The organism is Aeromonas sp. 602200, from assembly GCF_049173895.1.
Lineage (GTDB): Bacteria > Pseudomonadota > Gammaproteobacteria > Enterobacterales > Aeromonadaceae > Aeromonas > Aeromonas veronii_A.
The window spans coordinates 113347-133338 of record NZ_JAAKSL010000014.1 but is presented as its reverse complement, the minus strand read 5'-3'; the positions used below and the strand labels follow the sequence as shown (position 1 = coordinate 133338).

Here is a 19992-nt window from a genome sequence, read left to right as displayed (position 1 = left end):
GGTATCGCCAAGCGGTAAGGCAGCGGGTTTTGATCTCGCCATCCCTAGGTTCGAATCCTAGTACCCCAGCCATTTTTCTGTTCTCTTCCACATCAGTGGTCGATAACAAACGGCTATGTAGCTCAGTTGGTTAGAGCATCGCACTCATAATGCGGGGGTCACAGGTTCGAATCCCGTCATAGCCACCATTAATATTGCGGAAGTGGCGAAATTGGTAGACGCACCAGATTTAGGTTCTGGCGCCCTAGGCGTGAGAGTTCGAGTCTCTCCTTCCGCACCATTAATAGCAGTACCAAACAGACCAGCTCACGCTGGTTTTTTTGTATCTGAAATTTGCCTCTCCCCAGTTTTTCTCTCGCGCCTCTATTAACCCATCTCCACGTTAATTCCCGTCCACATCACTCTTCACTGATTCCGAGCACGCCTTGCCACTCTTGTCTCCCGGCCATAAAAAAGCGGCCCGCAGGCCGCTGGTGCACACATTCATCATCCCGGTTATCAGAACGGGAAGAACCAGGGGATCGCCACCACGCTGACCGCCATCACCAACAGGGTGAATGGCACCCCGATACGGATAAAATCGGCAAACTTGTAGTTGCCCGGCCCCAGCACCAGGGTATTGACCGGTGACGAGACCGGCGTCATAAAAGCGGCCGAGGCGGCGATGGCAATGGTCATGGCAAACGGATAGGGCGATACCCCCATCTGTTGCGCCGTGCCCAGCGCAATCGGCGCCATCAGCACTGCGGTGGCGGTGTTGGAGATAAAGAGCCCGATCACCGCGCAGAGGGCAAACAGGCTGGCCAGCATGACCCGCGGCCCCATCTCCCCTACCGCATGGATCAGACCACCGACGATCAGATCCACCCCGCCGGTTTTTTGCAGCGCCAGCGCAAAGGGGAGCATACCGACGATGAGGATCAGGGTCGGCCAGTGGATCGACTTGTAGGCACTTTCCATATCGATGCAGCGAAACTTGCCCATCAGCAGACAGGCGATCAGCGCGGCAATCACGTTGGGCACCGGATCGGTCACCATCAGCAGGATCATCACTCCAAGACAGAAGAGGGCATGAATGGCCTGACTGCGGGCGGGGGCCATCTCGTCCACTTCGGCGGGCAGCCCCATCAGCAGAAAGTCGCGGCTATGGGTCTGCAACTGTCTGATATGGCTCCAATTTCCTACCACCAGCAGGGTGTCGCCCATCTGCAACGGCTCGTCCACCAGCTTGCCTGCCAGTGCCTCACCGTCGCGGCGCAGCCCCACCACGCTCAGACCATAGCTGGAGCGGAAGGTCACCTCACGCACGCTTTTACCCAGCAGCTTGGACTCGGGGATCAGCGACACCTCGGCCATCCCCACCTCCCGCGCCTGATCGGAGAAATACTCCCCGCGCAGGATCATGGGTTCGAGCCGTGCCTCGGTGCAAAACGCCCGCACATCCACCTCGGGGTCTGACATGTCGATCAGCAGCACATCCTTGGCCTGAAATTCACTGATCCCCGACACCGGCACCATCACCCGGCGGAACTTGCGCCAGCGCTCCACCCCGATAACGTGGGCACCATAACGGGCGCGCAGTTGCAGTTCGTCCAGGGTGTGACCAATCAGCGGGGAGTCCGGCCGCAGCGCCAGACGACGGGCCCTACCGGCCAATCGGTAGTCACGGATCAGATCGCGCAGGGTGCGGCGCCCGGTCGGCTTGCCCTTGCCCTCTTCCCCCTCGCCCACCAGGGAGCCGCGCACCAGCAGCATGTAGAGGATGCCCAGCCCCAGGATCAGCACGCCCATGGGGGTGAAATCGAAGAAGCCGAAGCCGTGAATGCGGTGGCGCATCAGCTCGCTGTTGACCACCATGTTGGGGGGCGTGGCCACCAGCGTCATCATGCCGCTGATCAGCCCGGCAAAACCGAGGGGCATCATCAGGCGACCGGCCGGGATCCCCATCCGGTTCGCCACGCTCAGCACCACCGGGATAAAGATGGCCACCACTCCGGTGCTGCTCATCACAGCCCCCAGACTCGCCACCGCTACCATCAGCAACACCAGCAGCTTGGTCTCGCTGCTGCCCGCCACCTTCACCAACGCATCCCCCACCTGATAAGCGATACCGGTGCGCACCAACCCCTCCCCGACAACAAACAGGGCGGCTATCAGAATAACGTTGGGATCGCTAAAGCCCGCCAGTGCCTCCGGCAGGGTGAGGGTGTCGCTCAGCACAAAGAGGATAATGATCAACAGGGCGACCACGTCCATGCGCACCTTGTTGGTCATAAAGAGATAGATGGCGCCAGCCAGCAAACAGAGCACCCAGACAAGCTCGGAATTCAATACAACCTCCTTTTATCACGTGATTCTCCTCCCGGAGAGTGGACTCTATCAGACCACAGCCACGGCGCTATCATCTTGCTACATATCAATAAAGTCCGGCCCGCCGGGGCACCATAACCCATCACTGCTGGAATAACCGGGCGGCAGCGGCGATTTCTTTGATATGGGCCAAGCCCGGGGCGGACAAAAGTCCTGCCCCTCCTCCCCCTCACCCCTTAGAATGGCGCCCTCGCATACTAACCCTCATGCCCAAGGATCAGAAAATGAGCATATTCGAGCTGTTCAGCATCAATAACACGCTAGTGACCATACCGCTGGGTGGCGGCTATGCCATGTCATGGATTGAAGCCATCGGCACCCTGTTTGGTCTGGCCTGTATCTGGTTCGCCAGTCAGGAGAAAACCATCAACTACCTGTTCGGTCTGATCAACGTCAGCCTGTTTGCCATCATCTTCTTCCAGATCCAGCTCTACGGACTGTTGATGCTGCAGCTGTTCTTCTTCTGCGCCAACGTCTACGGCTGGTACGCCTGGACCCGCCCGGCCAACGATCAGGGGGATACCCTGCAGATCCGCTGGCTCAGCAAATCCAAACTGATGGTGACCGCCGCCGTGAGCGTGCTGGCCATCGCTCTGCTGACCCGCTATATCGACCCGGTCTTCGCCACCCTGGCACGCACCTCGGTCTCCCTGCTCAACCTGTTTGGTGCCAACCTTGCCATCCCCGAGCCCTCCCCCGATGCCTTCCCCTTCTGGGATGCCAGCATGACGGTGCTCTCGGTGGTCGCCCAGATCCTGATGACCCGCAAATACGTGGAGAACTGGATCCTCTGGGTCGTCATCAACATCATCAGCATCGGTGTCTATGCCGCGCAGGGCGTTTACGCCATGTCGCTGGAGTACCTGATCTTGCTCTTTATCGCCGCCAACGGCACCCGCCTCTGGGTGATTGCCGCTAAGCGCCAGCCACAGGGGGTATAAGCCATGACGCTGCTACCCCATCTGCAGTGCCGCCCCGACCAGATTGCCGAGCGGGTGGTGCTGTGCGGCGACCCGGCCCGGGTTGACCGCATCGCCAGCCAGCTCGACGAGTGCGAAGTGCTGGGCCAGCACCGGGAGTTTCGTCTCATCAACGGCCGTTATCAGGGAGTGCCCATCACGGTTTGCAGCACCGGCATCGGCGGCGCCTCGGCCATCATAGCGCTGGAGGAGCTGGTGCAGGCGGGTGCCCGATCGCTTATTCGGGTCGGCTCTGCCGGCGCCCTGCAGCACGATATCGGCCTTGGCGACCTTATCGTGGTGGAAGGAGCTGTACGCAATGAGGGAGCCTCGCAGGCCTATCTGCCCGCCGAGTACCCCGCCTGCGCAGACATCTGGCTGCAAGCGGCCCTGCTCAACCATGTAGCGACCGGCAGCCAGCCTCATTGGCACGGGCTGGTACGCTCCCACGACAGCTTCTATCGAGATGATGAGCAGGAGGTGTGCCGCTACTGGCATGCCCGTGGCGTACTGGGCGCTGACATGGAGACCGCCTCCCTGTTGACCGTGGGTCGCCTGCGCAAGGTGCGGGTCGCCGCCGTGCTCTGCAACGTGGTGCTGTTCGAGCAGGATGTGCAGGATGGGGTCAATGAGTACGCCAACGCCGAGCAGGCCATGATGAACGGCGAGCGAAACGCCATCGCCGCCGCCCTCCACGCCCTGCTGCAATAACCCGCAAACCGTTAATCACGGCACATTCGACAGGAGGCGGGCTGGTATCCGGCCCGTGCTCTTGCTAGCCTCATGGCCCTCGTCATCCGGTGCGACAGGCAAGTCATGCAGCAACAGCCCTACCCCCTCGGCCGTTTTCACGCCGAACTCCAGCAGCTTGAACCCCGCTTTGCCGCGGCGCTCGACGCCTGCACCCTGTTTCTGCGCCGTTACCTGCCGGGCGAATTGATCATGCGGCAGGGGGAGCAGAGCGAGCAGCTCTATCTGGTCGAACGTGGCCGGGTCTCCCTCAACAGCACGGTACACTCTGGCCGCCGCTTCCAGCTCGGCGAGATTGAGTGTCACAGCCAGATCTTCGGTGAGATGGAGTTCTTCAGTGCCACCCCGGTGCAGTGGAACGTGGTGGCCGAGACCGAGCTGGACGCCCGAGTCATCTGTGCCCACAAGCTGGCCCAGCGGCTGCTGGCAGAACCTGAGTTGACCCTCTTTTTCGCCGCTGCACTTGCCAGCGACTATCTCGATACCCTGGAGATCACCACCAGCCGGCTGCTCCACCCCATTGCCTACAACATCGCCTATGAGCTGTGGCGAGAACGCCAGCGCACTCCCATGCTGGGATCGCGCAAGCGGGCCCACGAGGCGGCCCGCTTTGGCACCACAGAGCGGGTCTACCGCCGCGCCCTCAAGGAGCTGGTCGAACAGGGCATAGTTGCCGACGGCAGCGATGGCCCTGTTATCGCCGATCTGACCAGGCTGCGCGCCTATCTCGACCTTTGATTTCCATTCACCTCATTTCGATTAACCCTGTCAGGAGAGAGCCATGTCTACCCATCCCGAATTCACCTTCTTCAGCCGCTTCGTCGCCGATATTCAGGCGGGCCGCAAAACCATCACCATTCGCGACGAGAGCGAAGCCAACTGGCAGCCTGGCCAGCGGTTGGCGCTGTTTACCAACCCGGAGCACCAGCCCTTTGGCACCATAGAGGTGCTCTCGGTCAAGGCGGTAGCCTTCGATGAACTGAATGACGAGCACGCCCGTCAGGAGAACATGACACTCCCCGAGCTCAAACAGGTGATCCGCGATATCTACCCCGATCTGCCGCCGCTCTATGTGATTGAATTCAAACTGATTGCCTGAGCCGGATTTGGCCATTGCCGAGCGATGTGTTAATAGTGTCCTCTTTTGAATCATGGAGGTGCCCCGAGTGTTTGAAATAGCGAGCCTGAAAGAGGGGATGATGCACGGGGTCGAGCTGTTCCAGCTGCTGCTGGAGATCATCTCCATCGCCTGTGTGGTGATAGGGCTTTGCAAGACCCTCTGGCTGGCGGCAAGAGTGCGGGATCACCAGCCCGGCTTTCCGCGCATTCGCCTCTGTTTCGGCAGTTGGCTCATCTTGGCGCTGGAGTTCCAGCTGGCCGCCGACATCCTGGCCACCACGGTCGCGCCGAGCAAGGAGGAGCTGATCCGCCTTGCCATCATCGCTGTGATCCGCACCTTCCTGAACTACTTCCTCGGCAAGGAGCTGGAGGCGCAGGCGGAACGCCAGCAGGAACCAAACGCCGAGCAGGCCAAGGCTGCTCAATAACCTGTATCGCTGCGGTGCATCAGCGCTAAGTGCCGTGCCATCCCGACCACCTCCGTGGCTCGGGATGGCGCCTGTGTGACCCTCCCCGCACTTTTGGAAATCAGCCAACAATGGAACCCTTTTCAAGGTTTCCCCTGCCCTGTTGAGGGCCAGATCATCTGGGTAAGATAGGAATAACTCCCCCTCAACCGGCCGCACTGATGAATACGCACTCCCTCCACACGCCCGATATCGACCTCGATAGCTGTGTCATCTATCAGATCTACCCCATGAGTTTTCAGGACAGCGATGGCGATGGACTGGGCGACATCAACGGCATCCGCCAGCGCCTCGGTTATCTGGCCACCCTCGGGGTCGATATGCTCTGGCTCACCCCCATCTATCGCTCCCCCAAGCGGGACAACGGCTACGACGTGGTGGACTACCGTGCCATCGACCCCGCCTTCGGCACCCTGACCGAGATGGAGCAGCTGATAGCCGAAGCGGCCGCCCACGGCATCGGCATCATGATGGATATCGTCGCCAACCACACCTCCACCGAGCACGAGTGGTTTATGAAGGCACTGGCCGGGGATCCCCGTTATCAGAGTTATTACGTGTTTCGCGACCAGGCCTTCGTTGACGCTCACCCCATTACCTCGATTTTTGGCGGCAGCGGCTGGCAGTATGTGCCAGCGCTTGATCGCTACTACCTGCACAACTTCGATCCCAGTCAGGCTGATCTGGACTGGGATAACCCGGCGGTGCGGGCCGAGATGGCAGAGGTGATCAACTTCTGGCTGGGCAAAGGGATCAAGGGATTTCGCTTCGATGTGATCGACATGGTGAGCAAGGAGTGGGACCGACTGGCCATGAACAACGGCCCGCGCCTGCACGACTATATCCGCGAGCTCAATGCCGCCAGCTTCGGCGGCAAGGGGATCATCACGGTAGGGGAGACCTGGGGGGCCGATCTCGCCCATATGCAGAACTATTCGAACCACAACGGCAGCGAGTTCAGCATGGTGTTCAACTTCGAGCATCTGGGGCTCGGCAGTGATAAGTGGTCATCCTGCTTCGATCCCCTCGCCTTCAAGCGAGCCATGGCCCGCCACCAGCAAGGGCTGCACGGTCAGGGCTGGAACAGCCTGTTTCTCGGCAACCACGACCTGCCCCGCGCCGTCTCCCGCTTTGGCGATGACAGGCCAGAGTGGCGTGAAACCAGCGCCAGGCTGTGGGCCATGGTGCTGCATATGATGCAGGGCACCCCCTTCATCTATCAGGGGGAGGAGCTCGCCATGACCAACCGCCACTGGCAGCCGGGCGAGCTGCGCGATGTGGAGGCGCTCAACTACCGCGCCAGCCAGTCAGGGCTGGATCCTGCCGAGCTGAGTCGGCGGCTCGATGCCATCGGCCGCGACAACGCCCGTACCCCGATGCAGTGGGACGCCGGCCCCCACGCCGGATTCAGCACGGCCACGCCCTGGATCGCCCTCAACGCCAACCACATTGAAATCAACGCCGCCGAGCAGTTGATCCGACCCGACTCGCCGTTTCACTGCTATCGCCAGCTCATCGCCCTGCGCAAGGCCCACCCTGTCATTCGCCACGGCAATTTCGAGCTGCTGGATGGGGATGATCCCGAGCGCATCAGCTATCGCCGCCACTGGCAGGATCCGGTCAGCGGAGAGCAGCACACCCTGCTGCTGCTCGCCAATCTCACGGCGAACCCCTTGCCGCTGCCCCACTTCGACAAGGTGACAGACAAGATGCGGTTGCTGCTGGCCAATTACCCAAGCGAACCACTGCCACTCTTCGCCCCTTATCAGTGCGCCATCTGGCTACAAGTGGAGCGGGGTTAACCCCGTGCTGACGGGCCATGTCAATGGCCCGTCAATCGCCCCCGCCGGTTATCAGCATAAAATCACGCCCCCACTAGGCGGTATTAAATTAACCACTATTACTGACTTATTAATTGATTATTTATCCCGTTTGATACGCTCTCATTGCCCCTCTTACTATGCCTGCGACCTATCCATTGCCGATGCAACTATCGGCCTTCAAACTGGCATAGCAAAGTGGAAAACAGATGATCACCACAGACGGGAATAACGCAGTCGCCTCGGTGGCGTACCGCACCAGCGAAGTCATCGCCATCTACCCCATCACCCCCAGCTCGGCCATGGCCGAGCAGTCGTCGGCCTGGTCGAGCGAACGGGGCAAGAACCTCTGGGGGGATGTCCCCCGGGTTGTCGAGATGCAGTCGGAAGGGGGCGCCATCGCCGCCGTCCACGGCGCCCTGCAGACCGGCGCGCTGGCGACTTCGTTTACCTCGTCGCAGGGGTTGCTGCTGATGATCCCCAACCTCTACAAGCTGGCGGGCCAGCTCATCCCCTTCGTGCTGCATGTGGCGGCACGCACCGTGGCGACCCACGCGCTATCGATCTTTGGCGATCACTCGGACGTGATGGCGGTGCGCCAGACCGGCTGTGCCATGCTCTGTGCCAGCAATGTGCAGGAGGCGCAGGACTTTGCCCTGATCTCCCAGATAGCGAGCCTCAACAGCCGCCTCCCCTTTATCCACTTCTTCGACGGCTTTCGTACCTCTCACGAGATCGCCAAGATAGCGCCGCTCGCTGACGACACTCTGCGTGCCCTGCTGCCCGCAGATGCGATCCGTGCTCATCGTGACCGGGCGCTAACCCCCGACAAACCGGTCATTCGCGGCACCGCCGCCAACCCGGACACCTACTTCCAGTGCCGAGAGGCGAGCAACCCCTGGTATGACGCCGCCTATGGCCATGTGAGCGAGGCGATGCAGGCTTTTGGCGAGCAGACCAGCCGCCACTACCGGCCGTTTGAATATGTCGGCCACCCGCAGGCGGAGCGGATTGTGGTGCTGATGGGCTCGGCCATCGGCACCTGTGAAGAGGTGATCGAGCGCCTGCTGGCCCAAGGGGAGAAGGTAGGTCTGGTGAAGGTGCGGCTGTTCCGCCCCTTCTCGGCCGAGCACCTGTTGGCCGCAATTCCCGAGAGTGCCCGCACCATCGCAGTACTGGATCGTACCAAAGAGCCGGGCGCACAGGCCGAGCCACTCTATCTCGACGTAATGACGGCGCTGGCCGAAGCGGTCAGCCGGGGCGAGCGGGCAAGCCTGCCGCGGGTCATCGGCGGCCGCTATGGTCTCTCTTCCAAAGAGTTCGGCCCCGCTTGCGCACTGGCGGTGTTTGCCGAACTGGCACAGGAGAACCCGCGCCCGCGCTTTACCGTCGGCATCTTCGATGACATCACAGGCCTCTCACTACCGCTGCCCGCGCTGAATTCACAAAGCCCCATCAACGGCCAGCAACACAAGCTGGAAGCGCTCTTCTACGGCCTTGGCAGCGACGGCACCGTCTCGGCGGCCAAGAACAGCATCAAGATCCTCGGCAACCACACCGACCTCTATCCGCAGGGCTATTTCGTCTACGACTCGAAAAAGGCGGGGGGTCTCACCGTCTCTCACCTGCGGGTGGGCGAGCGGCCGCTGCAAGCGGCCTATCTGGTGGAAGAGGCGGACTTTATCGGCTGCCATCAGTGGCAGTTTGTCGACAAGTACCGGATGGCGGAACGCTTGAAAGCGGGCGGCATCTTCCTGCTCAACACCCCCTACAGCGAAGCGGAGATCTGGCAACGACTACCCAGCGAGGTACAGCATGCCCTGCGCGAGAAAGAGGCGCGCTTCTACATCATCAACGCCGCCAAAATTGCCCGCGACTGCCAGCTGGGCAACCGCATCAATACCGTGATGCAGATGGCCTTCTTCCAGCTCAGCGCCATCATTCCCCCCGCAGAGGCGACCAGCCTGCTGAAGCAAGCCATCGCCACCAGCTATGGCAGCAAGGGGCAGACACTGGTCGAGCGCAACTGGATGGCACTGGAGGCAACCTGCGCCGCACTGACCCGGGTGCCACTTGGCGAGCTGGATCCTACCAGCCGCCCCCGCCCGCCGGTGGTTTCGGCCAAGGCCCCCAATTTTGTCCAGACCGTCACCGCCGCCATGCTGGCGGGGCAGGGTGACAGCCTGCCGGTCTCCGCCTTCCCGCCGGATGGCACCTGGCCGGTCGGCACCACCCGCTGGGAGAAGCGCAACATCGCCAAGGAGATCCCCATCTGGGAGGCGGAGCTCTGTACCCAGTGCAACTACTGCGTCGCCGCCTGTCCCCACTCGGCCATTCGCGCCAAGGTGGTGGAACCGGATGCGCTGGCCGCTGCTCCCGCCACTCTGGATGCGCTGGATGTGAAATCCCGCGACATGCGCGGCCAGCAGTACGTGCTGCAGGTGGCGCCAGAGGATTGCACCGGCTGCAACCTCTGCGTCGAGGTGTGCCCGGCCAAGGATCGCAGCAACCCGGATCGCAAGGCGATCAATATGGCTTCACGGCTCGATCACCTCGACGAGCAGAAGGCCAACTACGACTTCTTCCTCGACCTGCCAGAGCGCAGCGCCGAGCAGCTGGAGCGCATCGACATTCGCACCTCCCAGCTCATCTCGCCGCTGTTTGAATACTCGGGCGCCTGCTCCGGCTGTGGCGAGACACCCTACATCAAGCTGCTGACCCAGCTCTATGGCGATCGGCTGCTGATTGCCAACGCCACCGGCTGCTCGTCCATTTATGGCGGCAACCTGCCTACCACCCCCTATACCACCAACGCCGAGGGGCGAGGGCCGGCCTGGGCCAACTCCTTGTTCGAGGACAACGCCGAGTTTGGCTTGGGCTTCCGGCTCACCGTGGATCAGCATCGCGAGCGGGTACGCCGCCTGCTGGCAAGCCTGGGGGACACCGTCCCGGCCGGGCTACAACAGGGGCTGCAAGACACCAGCCTGCCGATCTCCGAACAGCGCGCCCATATCGAGCAACTGCGCGCACTGCTGCAGGGGCGCACCGACGCCGCGGCCCAGGAGCTGGCCCGTGATGCGGACTACCTGGTGGAGAAATCGGTCTGGCTCATCGGCGGCGACGGCTGGGCCTACGACATCGGCTACGGCGGGCTCGATCACGTGCTGAGCCTGGGGGAGAACATCAACGTGCTGGTGCTCGACACCCAGTGCTACTCCAACACCGGCGGCCAGCAGTCCAAGGCCACCCCGCTCGGCGCCATCACCAAGTTTGGCGAGCAGGGCAAGCGCAAGGGACGCAAGGATCTTGGCGCCAACGTGATGATGTATGGTCACGTCTACGTGGCGCAGATCTCCCTCGGCGCCCAGATGAACCAGACGGTAAAAGCGATTCAGGAGGCGGAAGCCTACCCGGGCCCCTCTCTCATCATCGCCTACAGCCCCTGCGAGGAGCATGGCTACGACATGGCCGAGAGCCACGAGCAGATGAAGCAGCTGACAGCCACCGGCTTCTGGCCGCTCTACCGCTTCGATCCACGCCGCGCTGACGAGGGTAAATTGCCGCTGGCGCTCGACTCGCGGGCCCCCAATGCCTCGCTGGCCGAGACCTTGCGCCATGAGCCCCGCTTCCAGCGGCTGGAACGCCAGCTGCCGGAGGTAGCCTGCAAACTCTATGAAGAGGCGGAGCAGGAGGCCAATCGCCGCTTCGCCTGGCTGAGCCAGCTGGCGGGCAAGGAGAGTCCGGCGCAGGAGTAACTCGCGCATGGCTTGATAGCAACAGCCACGCTATTCGCCAAATAATAATCAGGGCTCCCCGCGGGGAGCCCTGATGCTATCTATGGTGAGCCAATGTCGGCGCAGGCCAAATCAGGCGCTGATGGAGGCCAGCTCATGGCGCTTCAACGCCAGCAGGGTGATGAGCAGCGCCAGCGTGGCGATCAGTGCCATGCCGATATAGGTCGCGCTGAAGCCCGGGGCCAGCAGATAGGGGGCAAGTCGGCTCAGATCGCCATCGCTGCCGGCTGGTAGGCGGAAATGAAACAGCATGGAGCAGATGGCCACGCCAACGGCACCGCCGAGCTCCCGCCCAAAGTTGAACAGCGACATACCGATGCCGCGATCTTCCCGTGGCAGGGCATTTTGCACCACCACCGAGAGGGCAGGCAGCACCAGACCCAGACCAATACCGGCAAACCCGAGCGCCAGTCTGACCCAGGCATCGAAGTGGATCTGCCAGAGCGCCACCGCCGCGAGGCCAAAGCCCACCGCGACAAAGCTCTTGTAGTGACCGGTACGGCCAATCAGCTTGCCGCCGACAAAGGCGCCGGCGGTGATGCAGATCATGAAGATGACCATGATGGCACCGCTCTCGCTGGCGCTCATCCCCTTCTGCCACTGCATCTGCAACGGCAGATAGACCAGCACGGCAAACATCAGCAACTGGGAGAGCATCACCAGCAGCACGCTCACCAGATAGCCGGGCAGCCGCGCCAGATGGGCGGGCAGAATGGGGTCGTGGGCACGCCGCTCAATCAGAATCAGCAGCAGCAACGCGACGCCCAGCGCCGCCGAGAGCCAGACGGCAGGCAGCGCCGCCTCCGGCGAGAGCAGCAACAGGGTGAGCGTGGTGACGGTAATCAGCAGACCCGCCCCCTTCCAGTCGAAGCGACTGTGACGACGCACGTTGAGCTGCTTGAGGTTGCGGTTGATGAGAAAGACCGCCAGCGCCCCGAGCGGCAGATTGATCCAGAAGATCCAGCGCCAGCTGAGCTGCTCGGTGAAGTAGCCGCCGAGCAAGGGGCCGGCGATACTGGAGACCGCATAGACCGCCGAAATGTAGCCCTGATACTTGCCCACCTCCCGCGGCGGAATGGTGTCGGCAATCACGGTAAACGCGAGGGCAATCAGGCCGCCGCCCCCCAGCCCTTGCAGCACCCGCGCTGCCAACAGGGTCGGCAGATCCTGGGAGAGCGCACAGGCCACCGAGCCCGCCAGAAACAGGCCGATACCGATATTGAGCATCCGCACCCGGCCAAAGAGATCGCTCAGCTTGCCGTAGAGGGGCAGCACGGCGGTGGCCGCCAGCAGATAGGCGGTGACCACCCAGGTGAGGGCGGCCCCAGCGTGCAACTCGGCGCCAATCATGGGCAGCGGGGTGGTGACTATGCTCTTTTCCAGTGAACCGAGCGCGATCACCAGCGCCACACTGGAGAAGATGGTTTTGGGGGATATTTTCGAAGTCATAAGCGGACTCACTGATCTGATATGCCAAAGTATCCGGCAATGAACGGATTATTGTCTCACAAATCAGCAAGAGATAGAAAAAACGGCGGCCACAATCTGCCCAACCATGAGGCCGATCCCACAAAACGCCGATCGTTTCTGCTAGCCTGCTCTATTTGATTCGAGGAGCCCCCATGAGCGAGCGTGAGCAGTACGGGTTTGATCACTACGATGCCCTGATTTTCGATATGGATGGCACTTTGGTAGATTCCATGCCCCTTCATCTGGATGCCTGGGAGCTCACCTGCGCAGAATTCGGCATCCCCTTCGAGCGGGAACAGCTCTATCAGTACGGCGGCATTCCCACCCGCAAGATCATCGCCATGCTGGCCGAGCAGCAGGGGCTGACGGTGGATGTCGAGGCCTTTACCCGCCGCAAGATTGCCCTCTATATGGCCCATATCGACAAGGTCAGCGTCTTTCCCAAGATGTGGGAGCTGGTCAGGCTCTATCACGGCAAGGTCAAGATGGGGATTGGCACCGGCTCACCGCGCAATCAGGCGGACTCCATCCTCAAAAGCACCGGGCTCGATGCCTATATCTCTGTGGTGGTCAGCGCCGATGATGTCACCAACCACAAACCGCATCCCGACACCTTCTTGCGGGTGGCCGAACTGCTCGGCGCCAATCCCGCCAACTGTCTGGTGTTTGAAGATACCCGGATCGGGCTTGAGGCTGGCAAGGCGGCAGGGATGGATACTCTACTGGTAATGGAAGGCGAACTGCACCAGAGGTAGATCGCAAGCGGACAGCGGCAACATGGCGCCACCTCGATGGTGCCATGATGCTGTTCAACTCGCGGATAAAGGGTTCTCCTGCAAACAGGAGACGAGCGTCGGCCCGGTGGCAACTGTCAAGGAGAGTGCATCGACCATGGCTTCCTCCTTCCATGCCTGATGCTGGCGCAACAACGCCAGTGCTTCAACCGGCGTATCTGCAAAGATGGGGGCCGCCATGGCGGCAAATCCCTGCTCAACCAGTTGACGACGCTCATCGCTATAGCGCGGGGCATTGGCATCGAGATAGGTAAGCGCCTGGCCCAGCGTGAAAAAGTGATAGTTGGGCATCGAATGACCCTCAAAAATAAAGTGCCATTCTACTCCTTTCTGCTCCATTTCCAGCCTTAAACCCTTGTCCATCCGGTGATCTCGTTCACATTTTTGTTAACAATCCCGCAGACAACCATGCCACGGCAGCTGGCCTCGCCCGCGACCCTTTCATCCCTGGCAGGCTGTAGACTACAACCGGCGCAGAGAGCCCGATCTACAGCGCTGCGTCGAGCCAACGTCATCCTCTCTTGACCATGCCGCACCCGGTCAGCCGATATATTGCCAACCCTGGTCACCTCGATATGGGACCACTGGGCTGTGTCACGCATATTTCACCAGATACATAAAAAGATAAAAACGCTCCGAGTCTTGGCCAACCGTCAGCCTACCGATAATTAACAAGCATCCCCCATGCAAATATTTGAATTATATTCCAGCCACATCTTTAACTACTGTTACAGTAATGTCTGCTAACATATTTTTGCGCGGCAAGATAGATGACTAAAAAAACATAAAGTACATATCTATGCACAATAAAATAGTTTGATGGCAGCTTGATGCATCGCATTAACCCTTTCTTTACACTCCTTCACTGCCAAGGTATCTGCCCCAACCCCCGCCCGGACTGGACTATTGCTCGATGCATGGCCATTGGCGGACAAACAGGTGACTATTCAGCATGAATTGAATAGCAATCACATTAAATTTGCACCCATTGAGCCATCTCATAGAAATGCAATCAGCGGTTTGCAACCCCTGATAGCCACTCATAGAATCGCAGCGTCTGAAATATCTACCCTGTCCTCTTCTCCCTTATTCCTCTCAGTAATTGAGTGGATCACAAATAATAACCGGGGATGCCGCCGCTGGCGCAGTGGCCGTGGCGTACAACAAGATGGGGTAAACCTGTACCTGAATGAACAACAAATATTAAAAAGAGGCATATCTATGAGTGGCACCATCATCAAGTCGGCAAGAAATACCCCCCATGCACCCCAGGATCTGGGCCCCTGCACCCAAACGGTGGCGTTTTCTCATTACAACAATATCTCGGCCCAGCTGCCGGTCGATCCGGCCACCGGCAAGATGGTGAGTGACGATGTCACCGCGCAGGCCAGACAGTGCCTGAGCAACCTCAAGGCGATCATCGAGAGCATCGGCCATGTGATGGACGATATGGTCAAAGCGACCATCTTCCTGAAAGAGATGGCGGACCTGGAGGCGGTCAACGCCGTCTATCGCGAATTCTTCCCGGGCTATCTGCCGACCCGCACCACCCTCGCTGTCGCCGCCCTGCCGCTGGGTGCGCTGGTGCAGATCGATGCCATCATCTCCAACGGCGAAGGCACCTTCCCGCAAGATCCTTGCCCGCTGGTGAAGCTCGCCCGCAACAGTGACAAGGCGCCGCACAATCCGTTCTCCACCCACACCGTGGCCTTCTCCCACTACAACAATATCGGCGCCCAGCTGCCGGTCGATGCGGCCTCTGGCCAGCTGGTTGCCGGTGGCATCAAGGAGCAGGCGGGCCAGTGCCTGCGCAATATCAAGGCGGTGCTGGAGAGCATCGATGTGCCGTTTGACGATATCGTCAAGGTTACCGTCTATCTGACCAATCTGGCCGATCTGGAGGCCGTCAACGAGGTCTACACCACCTTCTTCCCCGACTCCGCCATTGCCCGCGCCGCCGCCTATATGCCGGCCCGCAGCGTGATTGCCGCCTCCGCCCTGCCCATGGGTGCGCTGGTACAGATGGATGCGGTCATCTCCCACGGTGACGGCACCCCGCCGCAACTGGTGGAAGACAGACACAATCTGGTGATCCGCGCCCGCAATACCGACAAGGCACCGCGCAGCCCACTCCATTGCCAGACTGTCGCCTTCTCCCACTACAACCATCTCTCTGCGCAGTTACCGATAGACCCCGCCACCGGCAAGATCCTGGCTGGCTGCATCAAGGAGCAGACCGCCCAGTGCCTGAGCAATATCAAGGCGATTGTGGAGAGCATCGGCCATGTAATGGACGATATCGTCAAGGTCAATATCCAGCTCGGCAATATCGCGGATCTGGATGCGGTCAACGCCGTCTACACCAAATACTTCCCGAGTTATCTGCCTGCCCGCACCGTGATTGGCGTGAGCGAGCTGCCCGCTGGCGCCCTGGTGCAAATGGATGCGGTGATGTCCAACGCGGAAAGCACCCCGCCGCAGGCGTAAAGGTTGCGGAAATAAAAAAGAGACCGGCTATATGCCGGTCTCTTTTTACATGCCAGACAAAGGGGTAGCCCCTCAGCCCTCAATATCGCGGTTCCTGATCGCCACTCTGACCGCCTCTGCCGTGGTGGCTACACCGAGTCGACGGCGGGCACTGCGCAGATGGTTCTCGACCGTGCGCACCGAGAGTTTCAGGGTGGTGGCGATATCGGCATGGCGCCAACCCCGGGAGACCCACTCCAGCACTTCGCGCTCGCGCCCAGTGAGGCCACGCTCGTGGCCCGCTACCGGCACCGCCATCAGGCGACGAGCTGCATGAAAAGCCGCCACCGCGATCAGCGCAAGGCCAACCCGAGCGGGAGCGCTGGCATCGATCTGATCGCCGCCAAAGCTCATCGCCCCTTCCAGTCCCAACGGCCCATAGACGGGAACCTGCAAGCCATGTCGGCCCGGCCCCTCAGGATGGCGAACGATACGGTACTGCTCGCCAGCAGCGCCAACCGTTTTGCTCCAGAAGAAGGGCTGGTCTCGCTCCCTGATATGCATCGCCATCGGGCACTCGCGCATATAGGCATGCAGGTCGACCGCCTCGCCGCTCTCCAACCACGCCCCCTCCAGCCAGTAGAGGTGCTCGACCACCCCCTCCTCGCTGGCGCTGATGGAGAAGAGCGCAAAGCGGTGATACCCCAGCGGAGTGGCAAAGGCGCGCACCAGTTGCTGGATCTCCTCCAGCCGCTGACACCCTTCCAGCGCCACCGCGACCTGCAGCGCATTCGCTGGCGACGACGACAACCTCATCGCTTGGCAACCGCCTCCAGCAAGGTGGTAGCAGCCAGCTTGCCGAGGTTATTGCCCGCCAGCGGGCTGTCACCGGTCAGCAGATTGCGATCCCGGCACACCTCTCCCGAGATGCCGTTGTTGACGATCTCGAAGCCAATCTCTTTGAGCCTCTCGCCAAACTTCCAAGTGAGGTGGCCAGGCATATAGCCAATTGCCGGGGTCTGGGCATCCAGCTCATCGGGGAAAGCGCAGATCTTGTAGCCCGCGAAGGTCTCTGGATTGGCCACCGCCAGCAGCGCAGCAGGCCCGTGACAGAGGGAGATGATGAAGCGATCGTTGGCCATCGCCCACTCCAGCAGCGCTTTCACCTCGGCACTCTCCGGCAGCCCCATCAGGGCGCCGTGCCCGCCCGGAATAAAGACGCCGATATAGTCCGAGTCGGCGGCCAGCGCCTGTTTCAGCAGGTCGGCCAGCTTGGCCGGTTGGCGGAACTGCGCCTGATATTTGCCATAGAGCCCCAGCACCTCTTCGTCTTCGCCGGGCATGGCCCACCACTCGAACTTGACCGGATTGCCGGAGAGGGTGGCCACGTCAAAGGCAAAGCCCGCCTTGTCGAGGTGATACATGGGCAGCAGGGTTTCGACCGGATGGTTGCCGGTGGAAAACAGGGTGCCGTTGTCGGTGGGCAGATAACGCTCATCGGCACCGATCAGCAGGATCTTCCAGCGCCCCTCCCGATAGGGAGTGGGATAGTCGGCCCCGGCAAGGTCAGATTTGCGCGAGGTGAACTGGCTCAGGGAGTAGGGCGATGGGAAGAAGGCATTCTGCTCTGCCGGATCCGGGGTCGGTTGTTTATCGTCAACAAGCATATCGGTCATGGGTCAGGCTCCAGTAGTGGTGGACTCGGTCTCACAGTATTGACTGTCAGAGACCAAGTAAATGAGGGTTTTCCCTCAACCGCCATGACTATGGCAAGGGATGTGACCACGCTGCGACAAAACCTGAACAGAATCCCCGCCAGACTTAGGCCATCGCGACAAATGCCCTGACGATGGCATCCATGACCGCCCTGACCCGCGCGGCATGCTGCACATCCTGATGGGTCACCAGCCACACATCGTAGGATTGCTGTAACTGCCGCTCGGGCCAGACCCGCACCAACCCGGCTTGCTCGGCAAGCGGAACCGCTACCTCGCCAAGCCCCAGCCCCATCAACAGGGCCTGACGCAGCATCAGGCTGGTATTGACCCCCGCGGCGACCGTGGCCCCCTCGGCCGCCTCTTCGAGCATCATTGGCGAGCGAGCGCTCTGCCAGTGGGGCTCATACACCACCAGCGAATGGCCCGCAAAACCGGTGCCCGCTTCGGGAATGCCATGGCGAGCCAGATAGTCGGCGGAGGCATACAACCCGACCGGCCAGGAGGCCAGCTTGCGAATAATCAGGTCGGGATTGTCCGGCTTCACCGTCCGGATCGCGATATCCGCTTCCCGCAGGGACAGATTGACCACCTGGGTCGAGGTATTGAGGATGACCCTGATATCTGGATAACGCTGATGCAGCTCGGTCAGGGCCGGTATCAGAAAATCCATCCCCAGGGTGTCTGTGGTCGCCACGCTGACCTCACCGACCAGACGGTTGTCGACCCCTTGCGCCGCCCGCACGAAATCAATGGCAGCCAGCTCCATCTGCTGGGCGCTGGCCAGCACTATCTCTCCGACATTAGTCAGCACATACCCCTTGGATGTACGGAGAAACAGCGTGGCCGCCAGACCATGCTCCAGTGCGGCAATCCGTCTGCCAATGGTGGCCTGATCGACCCCGACCACACGGGCGGCGCCCCTCAGGCTTCCTTCCCGATGCAACGCCAGAAAAATTTTCGCATCATCCCAGTTCATCACGACTCCCGATTGAAATGCATTTTTGCATTACAGGTGAGGGATAATACTGCGTTTATTCATCAGCAATCTCCACTATCTTGGTGCTCATCCCATCCGGGGAACCCCATATCACCTCGTTACAGGAGCCGCTGATGCATAACGCCTATTCCATTCCCGCCACCATGAGCGCGGTAGAAATTACCCAGCCAGGTGGCCCCGATGTCTTGCAACTGACCACCCGCGCCACACCGGCGCCCAAACCCGATGAGGTCTTGATCCGGCACTATGCGACCGGCATCAATGGGCCGGATGTGATGCAGCGCAAAGGGCTCTACCCGCCTCCGGTAGGGGCATCGGATATTCCCGGGCTGGAGGTCGCCGGGGTCGTGGTCGCCAAGGGGGAGCAGGTGCCCCATCTCAAGATTGGCGACAAGGTCGCCGCGCTGATTTCGGGTGGCGGCTACGCCGAATACAGCGTCGCCCACCAGAGCAATGTCCTGCCCCTGCCACCCGGATTGAGCTTTGTCGAAGCCGCGGCGCTGCCGGAAACCTTTATGACGGTCTGGTCAAATATGTTTGAACGGGGTCAGTTTAAAAAAGGGGACATTATCTTGATCCATGGCGGTGCCTCCGGCATCGGCACGACCGCCACCATGCTGGCCAAGGCATTTGGCGCCGCCAAAATCATCACCACGGTCGGCTCACCCGAGCAGCAGGCCGCCAGCATCAAGCTGGGCGCGGATGTGGCCGTGCTCTACAAGGAGGAGGATTTTGTCGAGGCAGTGCATGCTGCCACCGATGACCATGGCGCCGACATCATTCTCGATATCATTGGCGGGGAGTATGTCGCGCGCAACTATGCGGCGGCCGCCATCAATGGCCGCATAGTCCAGATCGGCATTATTGCGGGCGCCGCCCCCAATCTCGATCTGTTTCCCATGCTGCAAAAGCGGCTGACCCATATCGGCTCTACCCTGCGCTCGCGTACTCCGCAGGAAAAAGCCGACCTGATCGCCCAGCTGCAAACTCATGTCTGGCCATTTATCGAACGCGGTGAGGTCAAACCGCAGGTTTACCAGACCTTCCCGCTGCATGAGGCCGCCGCCGCCCACCATTTGCTGGATTCAGGCCGTCATATCGGCAAGCTGGTATTAACCATGGCGCCGTTATCATCAGATAAATAAGGCACATAGCAGACTTGGTTGAGGTGGGTGCGGTGATATCCAACACGGAAAGTACCCCGCCGCAGGCGTAAGGGTTGCAATAAATAAAAAGAGACCGGCTAAATGCCGGTCTCTTTTTAGGTA

General features: G+C 60.7%; 16 protein-coding genes and 2 tRNA genes. 12 read left to right on the top strand and 6 right to left on the bottom strand.

Annotated elements, in window-relative coordinates; genetic code table 11:
* Positions 1-111: 111 nt before the first annotated feature.
* Both G5221_RS16245 and G5221_RS16240 read left to right on the top strand, forming a co-directional pair.
* Positions 112-188: transfer RNA gene (locus G5221_RS16245), tRNA-Met, on the top strand.
* A gap of 8 nt (positions 189-196) precedes the next feature.
* Positions 197-280, top strand: a tRNA-Leu gene (locus G5221_RS16240).
* Positions 281-498: 218 nt separating this feature from the next.
* On the opposite strand, the gene G5221_RS16235 is transcribed toward G5221_RS16240, so the two are convergent.
* Positions 499-2331 (bottom strand): SLC13 family permease, encoded by a 1833-nt coding sequence (locus G5221_RS16235; protein ID WP_227341137.1) that lies wholly within the window; start codon positions 2329-2331, stop codon positions 499-501.
* Positions 2332-2594: 263 nt separating this feature from the next.
* On the opposite strand from G5221_RS16235, the gene pnuC reads away from it, so the two are divergent.
* From pnuC to nifJ, 7 genes are all read left to right on the top strand, one after another.
* The gene (pnuC, locus tag G5221_RS16230; RefSeq protein ID WP_227341138.1) at positions 2595-3311 is read left to right on the top strand and encodes a nicotinamide riboside transporter PnuC; all 717 of its coding nucleotides are present in this window, start codon (positions 2595-2597) and stop codon (positions 3309-3311) included.
* Between the two features lie 3 nt (positions 3312-3314).
* Positions 3315-4040 (top strand): nucleoside phosphorylase, encoded by a 726-nt coding sequence (locus G5221_RS16225; protein WP_227341139.1) that lies wholly within the window; start codon positions 3315-3317, stop codon positions 4038-4040.
* A 105-nt stretch (positions 4041-4145) separates the two neighbouring features.
* Complete coding sequence (locus G5221_RS16220; RefSeq protein WP_227341140.1) at positions 4146-4817, top strand: Crp/Fnr family transcriptional regulator; 672 nt, start codon at positions 4146-4148, stop codon at positions 4815-4817.
* A gap of 43 nt (positions 4818-4860) precedes the next feature.
* Positions 4861-5178 (top strand): N(4)-acetylcytidine aminohydrolase, encoded by a 318-nt coding sequence (gene yqfB / locus G5221_RS16215; RefSeq protein WP_201902546.1) that lies wholly within the window; start codon positions 4861-4863, stop codon positions 5176-5178.
* 67 nt (positions 5179-5245) lie between these two features.
* Complete coding sequence (locus G5221_RS16210) at positions 5246-5626, top strand: DUF1622 domain-containing protein (protein WP_421263570.1); 381 nt, start codon at positions 5246-5248, stop codon at positions 5624-5626.
* A 200-nt stretch (positions 5627-5826) separates the two neighbouring features.
* Positions 5827-7467 (top strand): alpha-glucosidase, encoded by a 1641-nt coding sequence (locus G5221_RS16205; protein ID WP_421263569.1) that lies wholly within the window; start codon positions 5827-5829, stop codon positions 7465-7467.
* A 227-nt stretch (positions 7468-7694) separates the two neighbouring features.
* The gene (gene nifJ, locus G5221_RS16200; RefSeq protein WP_421263568.1) at positions 7695-11240 is read left to right on the top strand and encodes a pyruvate:ferredoxin (flavodoxin) oxidoreductase; all 3546 of its coding nucleotides are present in this window, start codon (positions 7695-7697) and stop codon (positions 11238-11240) included.
* Positions 11241-11351: 111 nt separating this feature from the next.
* Here nifJ and G5221_RS16195 read toward each other — a convergent pair whose 3' ends face one another.
* Positions 11352-12728 (bottom strand): MDR family MFS transporter, encoded by a 1377-nt coding sequence (locus G5221_RS16195; protein WP_421263567.1) that lies wholly within the window; start codon positions 12726-12728, stop codon positions 11352-11354.
* Between the two features lie 173 nt (positions 12729-12901).
* Here G5221_RS16195 and G5221_RS16190 point away from each other — a divergent pair, with 173 nt between their 5' ends.
* Positions 12902-13504 carry an HAD family hydrolase gene (locus G5221_RS16190; protein ID WP_421263566.1) on the top strand — a complete coding sequence of 201 codons (603 nt, stop codon included), beginning with the start codon at positions 12902-12904 and terminating at the stop codon, positions 13502-13504.
* A 54-nt stretch (positions 13505-13558) separates the two neighbouring features.
* Here the strand turns inward: G5221_RS16190 and G5221_RS16185 are convergent, their stop codons facing one another.
* Positions 13559-13906 carry a hypothetical protein gene (locus tag G5221_RS16185; RefSeq protein WP_254204217.1) on the bottom strand — a complete coding sequence of 116 codons (348 nt, stop codon included), beginning with the start codon at positions 13904-13906 and terminating at the stop codon, positions 13559-13561.
* 858 nt (positions 13907-14764) lie between these two features.
* Between G5221_RS16185 and G5221_RS16180 the strand changes: the two genes are divergently transcribed.
* On the top strand, positions 14765-16030 hold the full coding sequence (locus G5221_RS16180; protein ID WP_421263565.1) for a RidA family protein: 1266 nt from the start codon (positions 14765-14767) through the stop codon (positions 16028-16030).
* Positions 16031-16102: 72 nt separating this feature from the next.
* On the opposite strand, the gene G5221_RS16175 is transcribed toward G5221_RS16180, so the two are convergent.
* The 3 genes from G5221_RS16175 to G5221_RS16165 all read right to left on the bottom strand — a co-directional run bounded on the left by G5221_RS16175 (position 16103) and on the right by G5221_RS16165 (position 18703).
* On the bottom strand, positions 16103-16825 hold the full coding sequence (locus G5221_RS16175) for a PA1136 family autoinducer-binding transcriptional regulator (RefSeq protein ID WP_421263564.1): 723 nt from the start codon (positions 16823-16825) through the stop codon (positions 16103-16105).
* Positions 16822-17685, bottom strand: a complete 864-nt coding sequence (hchA, locus tag G5221_RS16170; RefSeq protein WP_128816733.1) for a glyoxalase III HchA — start codon at positions 17683-17685, stop codon at positions 16822-16824. The genes G5221_RS16175 and hchA overlap by 4 nt, the downstream gene beginning before the upstream one ends.
* A gap of 145 nt (positions 17686-17830) precedes the next feature.
* Positions 17831-18703 (bottom strand): LysR family transcriptional regulator, encoded by an 873-nt coding sequence (locus G5221_RS16165; protein ID WP_128816734.1) that lies wholly within the window; start codon positions 18701-18703, stop codon positions 17831-17833.
* 134 nt (positions 18704-18837) lie between these two features.
* Here G5221_RS16165 and G5221_RS16160 point away from each other — a divergent pair, with 134 nt between their 5' ends.
* Complete coding sequence (locus G5221_RS16160) at positions 18838-19869, top strand: NAD(P)H-quinone oxidoreductase (RefSeq protein WP_421263563.1); 1032 nt, start codon at positions 18838-18840, stop codon at positions 19867-19869.
* The last annotated feature ends 123 nt before the right edge of the window (positions 19870-19992 follow it).